At 68.8% G+C, this 11,799-nt stretch carries 6 protein-coding genes; 1 reads left to right on the top strand and 5 read right to left on the bottom strand.

The window, feature by feature from the left end; genetic code table 11:
• The first annotated feature begins 137 nt into the window (after positions 1-137).
• Complete coding sequence (locus tag C5508_RS08550) at positions 138-1,235, top strand: DNA cytosine methyltransferase (RefSeq protein WP_232797008.1); 1,098 nt, start codon at positions 138-140, stop codon at positions 1,233-1,235.
• Between the two features lie 18 nt (positions 1,236-1,253).
• Here C5508_RS08550 and C5508_RS08545 read toward each other — a convergent pair whose 3' ends face one another.
• From C5508_RS08545 to C5508_RS08525, 5 genes are read right to left on the bottom strand one after another with little or no spacing between them, the layout of a single operon-like run.
• A complete protein-coding gene (locus C5508_RS08545) occupies positions 1,254-1,898 on the bottom strand; it encodes a hypothetical protein (protein ID WP_104524523.1) in 645 nt (214 codons plus the stop codon).
• A gap of 28 nt (positions 1,899-1,926) precedes the next feature.
• Positions 1,927-3,732, bottom strand: coding sequence for a DUF1998 domain-containing protein (gene drmB, locus C5508_RS08540; RefSeq protein WP_104524522.1), 1,806 nt, complete (start codon positions 3,730-3,732; stop codon positions 1,927-1,929).
• Positions 3,729-6,833, bottom strand: a complete 3,105-nt coding sequence (locus C5508_RS08535) for a helicase-related protein (protein WP_104524521.1) — start codon at positions 6,831-6,833, stop codon at positions 3,729-3,731. The genes drmB and C5508_RS08535 overlap by 4 nt, the downstream gene beginning before the upstream one ends.
• Complete coding sequence (locus tag C5508_RS08530) at positions 6,823-8,412, bottom strand: nuclease-related domain-containing DEAD/DEAH box helicase (RefSeq protein ID WP_198597969.1); 1,590 nt, start codon at positions 8,410-8,412, stop codon at positions 6,823-6,825. The genes C5508_RS08535 and C5508_RS08530 overlap by 11 nt, the downstream gene beginning before the upstream one ends.
• Positions 8,409-11,666, bottom strand: coding sequence for a DEAD/DEAH box helicase family protein (locus tag C5508_RS08525; RefSeq protein WP_157944034.1), 3,258 nt, complete (start codon positions 11,664-11,666; stop codon positions 8,409-8,411). The genes C5508_RS08530 and C5508_RS08525 overlap by 4 nt, the downstream gene beginning before the upstream one ends.
• Between the last annotated feature and the right edge of the window lie 133 nt (positions 11,667-11,799).

Below are 11,799 nucleotides of genomic sequence, written 5' to 3'. Positions count from 1 at the left end.
CTGGTGTTCCCGAGGGTGCGCGTGTGACGGAACTCCGACTGCCTGACGGCAGAGGTCAAGGCCACGAGGGCGGGTCGCTGGCGGACCCCGTCATCGGTGCCGGCTAGCGTGAGGCTGTGCGGGGGCCTGATTTCACGATGCTCGACCTGTTCGCCGGTTGTGGGGGGATGACGCGGGGTTTCCTCGACGAGGGCCGCTTCATGGGCATCGGCGCTGTTGAAGTCGATCGCGCGGCAGCGGCGACCTACGCGGCGAACTTCGATCCAGACGGACGTCACACGTTCGCGGGGGACATCGCCGGCTACACCGATGTTCCACGCGTCGACGTTGTCATCGGTGGGCCGCCGTGTCAGGGATTTTCCGCCCTCGGCAAGCGTGACCCCGCGGACGTGCGCAACCAGCTGTGGCGCGAGTTCGTAAGGGTGGTCCGCGAGTCCGACGCGCGGATGTTCGTTTTCGAGAACGTCGACAGGTTCGCCAAGACCCCTGAGTTTCAACTGCTCCTGCAGGCGGCGAGCGAGGAGGGCGAGCTCGCCGACTTCGACACCCAGGTCTTCCGACTGAACGCTGCCGACTACGGCACACCACAGAAGCGCATCCGCACCATCGTCGTCGGGTCGCGGGTCGGCCCGGTCGACGCGCCGCGACAGACGCACGCCAGAACATCCGGCGAGGGCCTGGAACAGTGGGTGGGTTTGCGGCAGGCATTCCTCGAGGGGCCCGTAGTCCTGGATGCCCAGGTGCGCGAAACCTGGCTCCCTGAGAGTGTCGTGGACTTCCAGGGGCACGAGGTCCCGGGGACCTTCAAGCTCCGGGACCTGCACATCACGCGGAACCACGACCTCATCTCGGAGGTTCGCTACGCGCACATCGCGCCTGGCCAGGGCCGGTTCGATCTGCCTGACGACCTCCAGTACCCCTGCTGGCGCCGGCACACCAGGGGAGCAGGCGACGTCCTCGGACGGCTCAAGTGGGACGAGCCCGCCGTGACCATTCGCACGGAGTTCTTCCGACCTGAGAAGGGGCGCTTCCTTCACCCTCAATGGGAGAACGGTGGTGACCAGGTCAACCGAGCGCTCACCCACGCCGAGGCAGCGGTCGTCCAAGGTTTCGACGAGCGGCACCTCTGGTGCGGTACCAAGGCCGAGATCGCCCGCCAGATCGGGAACGCCGTCCCGCCGCCGCTCGCGCGAGCCATCGCCGACGTGGTCGCCCGGCGACTCACCTCCGGCTGATCCCCGTAGCAGCCGCCGTCAGTCGTCCTCGACCGCGGGACGTGGGAACCAGGTGTCGAGCGGAACGTAGCCCAGGTAGACGTAGTCATCGTCGTCCCCGGGCCCGAAGAGCTCGCGGCTCTCGTTGATGTACACGGCCCCGCCACGTGACTTGTGCCGACCCCACTCCGACACGTGAAGGTCACACCCGATCAGGTACGAGCTGAGAAAGATCTTCCGCTCGGCGCCGTCTGGCGTCCGCTGCTTGCCGTAGACGTCCTTGCCCGTCGCGGTGAGCGTGTACTTCATGCCCGTCCGCGGCCCCGCCCAGGGTTGCCCCGGACGCAGGCCCCGCGGTGCCTCGGTGAAGATCGTCTCTCCATCCAGCTGGAAGCGGAGGGGCGTGTCGTAACGCCCGGCATACAGGGTTCGGCCGTCCTTTTTCAGGAGCACGTGGCGCCACTCGTTGATCGAGAACCACGTGGACCGGTCCTGTCGAGAGCACCGGTGCACCATCGCACCGAGCTCCGGATGCCGCTCCGTGCCTGTGGCACGGACCTCGACACCGTCCCGGAAGGCGACCAGCTCGATGTCGCCGGCGGGAGTCACCCGGTAGCGCCCGTTCCTCTTGTGCACCGTGGGCTCCAGCCACGGGTAGTCGACGCACACGGAGTCTGCGCTCACGGCCGTCCACGCCTCAGGGCGTACATATTCAGACGTTCCTCCGTGCGGCTTCCTCGCGGATCGCGGTCACCAGGTCTCCGAAGTAGCCCGGGGTCTCGTCGTCACCGACGACCAGGACGCGGTCGAGCAGCACGTTACTGCTCTCACAGGACGTCTCCGCGACCAGGCTGCAGCCGTGGCAGGCCGCCAGGTTGAGGCTACCCAGCCCCTGCCCTGGGCTCTCTCGGCAGACAGGGTCGGCGGAGCACCAGGCCGCGCTCTCGAGCGCCGCCACAACGCTGCGCGCGAGGCGGGGCTCCTCGCCCTGTCGCACGAGCCCGCCCAGCGTACCCTCTGCGTCACCGGACGCCGTGTAGACGAGCAGACCGGCCTGTCCCGCGGGTCCGGGGGAGGCGTACACGCGTTCCCGGAGGGACGCTGCCGAGTAGCCGCAAGAAAACGCCAGCTGGCGCATCAGCAGGTGCGCGAACGTGTGCACCAGGAGGACACGCGGGCTGACCGGCGTGAGCCGGGAGCCGAGCAGGCTCTCCTGCCGCCGTCGCTCGAGCTTCGCGGCACGCTGCACTACGGCCGGCTGCTCCTCCCACCGGCCGACCTCGTCCTCGTCGAGCGCCAGGAAAATGCCCTCCCCGAAGGACTCGACCGCCGGCAGCCATCGCTCACGGATCCGCGGTCCGAGCTCGACCGGCACGAGGTCGGCGTCCAGGGCGTAGCGACGGAATCCGTGCTGCACGCGGACCTCTCGGAGCCGGTGCACGAGGACGACGTCCTCGATCCGGTCGGACAGCTCGTCCTCGACGGCATTCGAGGCCTTGGCCACGATCGTGGACGGCGAGATGACGAAGTCCCGGCTGCCGGTTCGCGCATCCGGGTCGTCGCCGACCTGCTGGAACGCCCGCCACTCGTCCGCGAGCAGGCCCGCCCGGGTCTCGAGCAGATCGTCGGAGGAGGCCGTTCCCGCCTGCGCCACCTGCAGGACCAGGTCCTCGGACACTCCGACGTCCTCTGCGATCAGTCCGATGAGCACCGCCGCGCGAGGGCCGGTCGGAGCCGAGGCCACGTCCTCGAAGTTCCGGTGCTGCCGGATCTCGGTGACGTGGTCACGTGGCGGGCGCGCCGGCTCGGGGATGTCCAACGCCGTCGTCACGTCGGCCATGGTGACGTTGGTGGCGCCGCGCTGAACCACCTCGACCCGCTCGTCGCAGGCAGGGAATCCGCCTCGCTGCCACGGCTGTTTGCCACTGCAGCGCACGCCGATGCGCTTCAGGGAGTCCTTGGCCGTGAGGTCGCCCAGATGCCGGCGCGCCTTGCAGGTCTCGCACCGGATGACCAGGCTCGCCAGGCCCTGGGTGCCACCCTCACGCGTCTCGAACCGCAGCTTCCGGTTCTGGCACTTCCGCTGGTCCTCGGACTCGTACTCGGAATGCGCCCAGGTGTCCCACGGGACGTCCATCGCATGCCCGCGGCGGGTGCAGACGGCGATGAAGCGCATGGGGACCAGGTGCCCGTCGCAGGCGGCGCACGCCGGAGCCTTGCCGGTCTCCTCGTGTGTGCTCGACCTGTGCATGCGGCGGCAGTTCTGACAGAACAGCCAGCGTGGGAACCGTTCGTACTTGAGCCCGGGCGCCTTGCTGGACGGCTCCGCAGGTGAACTGGGCGGCGAGCGCAACTCCTTGACGCCGAGCTTCTCCTCCAGTCGTGGGGACTCGACGCGGACGGTGTGCTCGTACGGCCACTCGCTGATGTCGGTGGCCATCAGGGACTCCCCGAGGACGTCGAGAATCGCGCCGACGCCGAAGGGGCTGACGGTCTGACCGAGGCGCAGCGATCTCATCGAGCGGTCTCCCCGATGGCGAGCACCCGAACCTGTCGGTCCACCGAGCGCATCGAGTGCATCGTCTCCCAGCCGTCCTTCCGTTCGCCGAACTCCTTGAGCAGCGCTTCACCCTTGGGCGACCGGTAACGCAGCTTCTCCCCACGCGCCACCGCCTCGGACGCGCGGTGATCCCACTCGTTGACGAGCCGCTGCAGCTCGTCCGTCACCCGCTGCGCCTCGTCGGGATCGGCGAGTGACGCAATGGCTCGGATGCGTTCCACGGCCGCCTTGACCCGCGGATCGTCCGCCGAGAACTCCCCGGCATCCTCGTTGGACCGGAGCCCGACGCCGTGGCGGACCATCATGACCAGCGCGGCGCTGAGCGCCCGTTCCCGCGAGGCCAGGGACCACGGGGTGACGCTGGTGGGCTCGACGTAGCGGTAGAGCGCCTCGTGATAGGCGCGGAACGCCTCGTAGTGGGACCGGTCGCGGGGCTTCGAGGCACGCAGCAGGGTGACCACGAGACCGGGCACCTTCCCGCGACCCACCCGGCTGGTGGCCTGGATGTACTCCGACGTCGTCTTCGGCTGGCCGTTCATCAGCATGAGGCCCAGCCGGCTGATGTCGATACCCACCGACAACATGTTGGTGGTGGCGAGGAGATCCACGGCCTCCGCGTGATCGGCCTTGCGCTCCAGCTGGGCGAGGATCTGCGGAAGCTGCTCCGGCCGGACGTTGCTCGTCAACTCCACGACGCCGTCACGCTTGAGCCTGCGACTCGGATGCTCCGGGCTCGATCGGGCCAGGAGCATGCTCTCGACGTCGTCCCGGGCGATGGTGACCGTGCGGCCGAGTTCCCGCAGGCTGTTGTGGTATGCGACGACCGTCCAGTACGCATCCTTGGCGGCACCGTCCAGCTCCAGCTGTGCGGGGCCTTGCAGGAGGGCCGTGGACGCCAACACGGTGGCGAACGCCTGGGTGTGAGCCTGCGGCATCAAACCCATGTAGAGGCGGCCCGGCTTGGTCGGGTCGGGCACCGCGAAGAAACTGTTGTCGGCGGACAGCCCGCTGGGCGGGAAAAGAGCCACGACCGTGCCGTACAGACTGCGCACTTGATGGTCGGCCGCGCGAATGGTGGCCGTGGACGCGACAACCTTCGGTCGTTTGCCGTTCCACCCCAGCAGCCCTTGCACGGCCGACTCGTAGAGAGCGACGGTCGTCCCCAGCGGTCCGGAGAGCAGGTGGAGCTCATCCTGGATGACCAGGCTGGGGGCATCGAAGGGGACGTTGCCGAGGCCGAGCAAGGAACCGGCGTCCTCCAGCCACGGCAGCCGGGCCAGCTTGTCCACCGTGGCCACGAGCAACGTGGGCGGGTGGTCGAAGATCTGTTCGTCCACCACCTGAACGGGCAGGGCGTCGTGGAACGAGCACTCGTCGTTGGGGCAGAACAGCTCGAACGTAGACCTCGTCGTCCGGACGCCATAGGCGGCCTCCTTCGAGCGCTTCTCCGGGAACAGCGGTGTTCCGCACCACGGGCAGTTTTGGATCTGGTACGGACTGACCGGCGTCTGGGCCTTTTTGAGGTCGACCGCCTGCTTGTGAGCCGTCTCGTAGTCGTTCGGCGTCGTGCCGCTGCCGACCCACAGGCCGATGGAGAACGGGGGCGTGCGATCCAGCGCCGGGTGGTCGTCCCGCAGCCGCTCGAGGGCGCAAATCAGGGTCGCGGCCCGCTGGAACTGCTGCGTGGTGAGCAGCCGCAGCGTGTACCGGGTCAGGACGGCGGTGCCGCCGCCGGCCAGTCCCCGGTCGAGCCGGCGACGCACCATCTCATAGGCCGCGAGTCCGAGGTAGGCCTCGGTCTTCCCGCCGCCCGTGGGGAACCAGATGAGGTCGACCGTCTCCCGGTCGGGATGGCGGTCGTCGGTCATCGACGGCAGCGTGAGCAGGAGGAAGCCGAGCTGAAACGGTCGCCACGTCGGCTCGCGCTGTTCGGGGCGCGGAGCGAGCGGCCGACCGAACTCGCCCGGAAGTCTCTCCACATGGGCGCTCTGCAGCATCTGCTCGCGCATGGCGGCATTGGCCAGTCGGAAGGCCAGGAGCGCTCGTGCGTCGGTGCGAAGGAGGGTGACGCCCGCGCGCATGCGGTCCTTCGCCGTACGGATCCGGGAAACCAGCCGACGCGCGGCGTCGTGGTGGTGTCCCGGCAGCGTGTCGATCTCGGCGGCACGCTCGTCCGCCCAGGTCTTGTAGGCGTCCACGAACGCGTCGAGGTCGGTGCAGAGGTCCTCGACGGAGGAGCTCGCGTCGGCCAGCCGGCGCAGCGACAGCGCCGGTGAGGCCAGTTCCGGACCCTTCGTCGCTGGCACCGAGGTCATCGGCAACATTTCCGTCTCGACCTCGGTGACGTTCCCGTTCTCGGACAGGGTCCAGTTCACGGAGCAGCCGTGGCCCACGCCGTAGGCGCGGCGGGCTCGGTACAGAAGACGGAGCTCCTGTTCCTCCGGGTCGTCGCTGAGGTCGTCGGGGGAGGGGTAGGGGTGCACGACCCCGTCCACGGTCCGGCAGCGCACGTGGACCTGGAACAGACACTTCTCGGTGGGCGGCGGCGTGTCCGCGTCGTCGTGGACGGCGGTGTTCTCCACCGCCACGGTGACCAGCCATCGGTCGGCCGTCCGACGCCAGACGGACACGAGTCGGGCCCGGCCGTCGAACAGAGCTCGCGTCGGGGCGTCCGGGGCGAGGTCCACGTCGTCGGCCTGCATCGGGGTCCGGCGCCAGCCGTCCTCCTCGGTCTCCGCCCGCTCGTACCGGCCCGCCGTGACGGTGCACGAGAGGGCCGCGGCGTCGTGGAGGAAGGACACGGCGGCCGAGGCGGGGTGCCACGCGTTGGCCAGCTCGATCGGCTCATCCAGGTCGTCGTCGAGCGGCTCGTCGCCGAGCTTCGACCCGTCGTGGTGGACGGCCGTCTGCGCCCGTGGGTAGAGAGTTCCCACGAGGTAGTGCCGGTCGGGACGCGTACGGAGGACTTCGTCCTGCCCGTCCTGTGGGCCGAGGTACTGACCGCGCAGATGGCCGACGAAGCGCTCCCGCACATCGGGGAGATCGAGCTCAGCGGTCACCGGGGTCCTCCGACGGGTTCGGGCGTTGGGCGAGTTGTGTCCAGGCGTGAGGCGAGACCCCGAGCCAGAGGCTGACCCTGGGCCGCGTCATGGCGACGTACAGCCGTGCGCGGGCGATTGCGTCGTCGGTCTCGTCGACGTCGATCACGCAGACGTGGCGGGCCTCGAGACCCTTGATCTCCGATGCCGTCACTAGCAACGCGGTGCCGGCGACAGGCGTGCCGGAGACCGACGCAAGGCGGCCGGTGCGGTAGGCCCGAGAGGCGACGGCCGCGCTGTCCTCGACTCGCTGCCGCAGTGTGACGACGGCGACGTCGGCCATGTCGACGTCATCCCGGCGCAACGCCTTCAGCCGCAGATCGAGCAACTTGGCAGTCGCCTCGTCGTCCGGGCACTGCTCCCACACGACCTGCGGGCCCTCGCCTGCGCGTGCGACACCGATGTCGGCACCGGTGATGAGCTGGGTCTGAGCCACCACCTGAGCCGTGTTGCGGCAGTTGTACGGCAAATCGACGACGACGGCCGAGGCAGCCAGCTCGTCGAAGGCGGCCGCGTCGAAGGTCCCGTCGACGTTGGCCTGATTGTTGGGGTCGCAGAATACGCGCCAGCGCCCACCGGTCAGCCCCCCGGCAACCACCTCATCGAGCACCAGGAGGCTGTCGACGTCGAGCAGATCCTGCGCCTCGTCGACGACCAGCACGTCGGCCGGCGTCGTCGACGCGTCCAAACGGTCGAAGGGCACGACCGTGGCCCCGGTCCCGTCGAGACGGGCGTGAAGGAGCTCCGCCAGACGAGGTGAGCGGCACGTCACCAGCACCGACGCACCGGTGCAGGCGGCGCGCCTCGCAGTCTCCGTCGCCAGGAGCGTCTTGCCGGAACCGGCGCCGCCGACGCAGAGGACGCGCTTGTGGCGTTCGGCTCCGACGAGCAGGTCGTACTGACGCTCGGCCAGCCGGACGTACTCCTGCTCGAGCCGGGGACCGAAGGCACCCAGGGTCGGCACCCAGTCGAAGTCGGGACGGAGTACCCGCATGAGGTCGCCGTAGGCACCCCCGCGGACCGGACGCGACCGGGTCGAGTGGGCGTGTGCCCGGGCGTCCGTCAGAGCCTTCGCCATGCGCGATACGGACATGGCTTCGTGGCCTGCGTACTGGGCCGGGTGCCACTCGATGTCCGACGGCAGCGTCTGGTCGGGGGTCACGACGAGATAACCCCAGGCGACGTCCACCGAGGGGAGCTTCTCCTCAACCCGACGCTGCAGCGCGAACATCGCACTGCGAGCCTGCTCGAACGGGCCTTCCCGCTTCTCGTCGGTTCGGCCGTAACGGTCCGTGAAGGTCCACAGCCCGGCCCGACGTCCCAGTCGGCCGCCCTTGACCTCGACGACGAGCACGGTGTCGTCCCAGACGACGAGGAAGTCGATCTCGGACATCCGCTTGTACTCGTGCACGGGCAGGTGCACCGAGTACAGCGCGGCCACGGGGGAGGCGAAGTCGATCTGCTCGAGCAGCTGGGCGACGCGGAGCTCGGCCTTGCTGTCGACGGGCCCGAGAGCCGAGGTGGCGGGGACGAGTTTCACGCCGGCTCGCCACCGTCCTGGTCCCACAAGTGGTCGAACTCCTTGTAGGCGAGGCTCTCGCCGAACTGGCCGAAGGTGTCCTCGACGTTCACGACGAGGCACTCCTCCTTGCCGCCGTTGAGAGGGCCTCGGAGACCTCGGCCGACCATCTGGATGTAGGCGTTAGGGCTGAAGGTCGGGCGTGCCACGTACAGCGCGCGGACGCCGGGTGCGTCGAAGCCCTCGGTCAAGACGCTGCAATTGGTCAGCACCCGGATCTCCCGGTTCTTGAAACCTTCGATCGCCCGGCGCCGCTCGTGGATGCGGGTTGCGCCGCTGACCGCGGCTGCTGTGATTCCTCGATACTTGAGCAGGGCGGCCAGCACCTGCGCCGACTGGACCGAGGCGGTGAAGACCAGCACCGGCCAGTCGGCGGGCAGGTCGTTGATGTCCTCGAGCAGGCGCAGGGTCCGAGCCTCGTCGCGACCGATCCGCTCGAGAACCTGACTGGGCAGTAGGCCCCGCTCCTTGGTCTTGCGCTGCTCGTCGGCGTCGAGCACGAAGTCCGAGCCGGGCAGTCGACGGTGCTGAACACGGGACAGGACGCCCATCTGCTGCAAGGTTCCGTAGGGATCCTCACCCAGTTCGTTCCATCGGTTGCGGTCGAAGCGCGCTGCGAGTCGCTCGGTGCCCTCGGCACTACGGCCCTTGAACGGAGTTGCGGTCAGACCCAAGAGCGGTCGGGACGTCCGGCGACTGTCGATGCCCAGCCACCGCAGGGTGGCGGTGATGTCCGTCCCGATCGCGCTGTGCGCCTCGTCGATGACCACCGCAGACGGATTCGCCAACCAGTCGTAATCGTCCTTCTCGCGGCAGACCGCCAATTTGGCGTCCGTCGCCACGATGACGCTGACATCGTCCTCCGTCTGGGCCACCTCGTTGCGACTCCAGAGCCGCCCGATGCGCAGGGGTCGACGGTCACCGAATTGCCGCCAGACAACGCTCCACGTCTGCACGGCCTGCTCACAAAGTTCTTCGCTCTGGGCGATCCACAGCAGCGGTCCCCGGAAGTCGTCCTCGGTGAAGGCGCGCACGAACGCCTCCACCGTTACCCGGGTCTTCCCTGCGCCGGTCGGCAGGTAGAGCAGGGCGCGACCGCGCTCGACAACCAGCTGTCGAATCTTGTCGGCGTACCGCTCCTGATACCAGTGCAGAGGATCCAACTCCGGGGGGCCAGCGACCGTCAGGTCGGCCGCCAGGTGGTTGCCGGGCGTGCCGGCGTACTCCGCCGGGAAACCCAGCTCGCTGACGAACTTGATGGCAGGCGACGTCCCCGCCCACTGGGAGGGGACCGGGAGCCCCGACTCCTCGAATTCCCGGCGCAGCTCCCACAGCGCGTCGTAGCCGTGGACGTCGAGGAAGAGTCTCGCGACTTCGTGGGCTGTGAGGTCCTGGCCCATGCGGCGAAGGGAGTCGATCAGCCCCTTGGGTAGCCGCCTCTCGAGCGCCGCGGGGTCGCGGAGCACAAGCAGCTTGGCCGCGTGGTCCCGCTCCAGGCGGCAGGTGGCGATCATGGTGTTGAGCTGCTCGGTCCTGGCGTCCCGGAGGATCTGATCGACGGTCGTCGTCGTGAGGGGGACCTCGAACTTCTCAGCGAGGCGCTCAAGGAGCTCCTCGTCGCTGAGTGTGTCGAGGTGGTAGACGGTGTCGCCGTCGATCGCGATGTCCTCCGGACGGGCATCAACGCCGTCCGGTGCGGTCACCTGGCGTACGACGCTGCTGCACTCGACCAGGCGGAGGCCGTCGAGTCGATTGCCTGCCACGGGGCGCAGGCCGCGGTAGCGATCGAGAAGACCGACCGGCGTGCGGGGCGCATCCACGAGGACCTCGACTCGCAGGTGTGCAGAGGCGAGCCGGCAGCCCCATCGAGCGGTGAGCAAGGTGGCGGCCTCGTCCTCCACGACGACGTGGGGAAGGTCTCGCGAGGCGAGCTCGCGGGCCTCGTCCTCGTCCTGGGCAAGGTAGAGATCCGACGGGCGCACGAGGGCACCCACCCCGGAAGTGACCGCCGGGAGCGCGACAGGAGTCTCCTTCTCGGGGAGCTCGGCCGCAGCCACGGCCAACAGCCGCCCGAGGACGACCGGGTCACCCGCCGTCGGCACCCGCGTGAGGAACTCCCGCCAGGTGTCGACGGGCACGGCCTCGAGGTCGCGCACGAGATCCAGCGTGTCCGCCGCCGGGTTACGTGCCACGGGGAGGTAGGGCGCGAAGTGACTCAACGAGCGAGCAAGGGCCTGCCGGGTCGGTCGGGGACCCCATTGGGTGTCGAGACTGCCGAAACGTTGCACCGTCCAGATGTGAGGAGCGGGGCAGTCGAGCGGCAGGAACTGGTCGGGGCGCTTGTTGTGTACGAGCTGCCACTGACGAGGTTGGTCCGCCTCGAGCAGTTCCCTCGTCCACAGGAGCCGCGCGGTCTGGTCGCCGGTCTCGACAAATCGGCGGAGAAGCTGGAGCCCGGTTAGCCCTTCCGTGCGATCGAAAATCAGTGCGAGCGGATCGGGCCGGCGCCCGGTCGCCACCTGGAGGTACAGCTCTCGTCGGGTGTTCCGGTACTCCTGGAAGGTCGCGTCCCGGAGCAGTGCTGCGCTGACGAGCGGCCTCATTCCGACGCCGATCAGTTCCAGGATCCCGAGATGAAGGCCGTGGAGGGCCTCGTCGAGTACGAGAGCCGGATCAAGCGGCTCGACCAGGCCGGCGACGACCACCTCGCTAGGTTCGTGCCAGGCACCGTCTCGCGCCCGCACCCGCAGAACACCACCGCGCCCGACATAGCCGAGCAGGATGTCACGGGCATCGGTGCCGCCGACCTTGTCGACGAGCTGCCAGAGGGCGCCCCACTGTGCGTGACCCCAACGTCGGTCGATCGAGTCGACCAATCGGATGAGTTCTTCGACGGGGTCGGCCGCCCGAAATCCCTGATCAGTCAGAACGTCGACGACACCGGGGCGCTCGAGCAAGGAGGGGCGGACGAGTGGCAGATTCGTCGCGACACCCGTCACCTCACCACGGAGATAGAGCTCATCGATGGCATAGAGCGGGTGCCGCTGACCATCGACGTCCGGAATGACGCGAGCGGCCTCCAAGCCCTTTTTCGTGTGGACGTCGGACACGAGTCCGAAGACCCGAATCGCGGCTGCGCAATCCTCGTCGGTCCAATTCGACTCAGGCACGAGGCGCTCGAGCCACTGCTTGGCGCCGAGCTCACCGCGCGTCATGCGCGCTTCGTCCTTACGGACGATCGTCCGCAGTCGTGCGCGTCTCGTGGTCGAACCGAAGCAGGAGGGGTGCGGGGCCGCCTGCGGGTGGGCGGGCGCCTCGTGCCAGGCAATATGCGCGGCCTGCTCCAGC

The organism is Blastococcus atacamensis (assembly GCF_002938425.1).
GTDB classification, from domain to species: domain Bacteria; phylum Actinomycetota; class Actinomycetes; order Mycobacteriales; family Geodermatophilaceae; genus Blastococcus; species Blastococcus atacamensis.
Note: the sequence above shows the minus strand (reverse complement) of the source record. Positions and strands in the feature narration are given on the sequence as shown.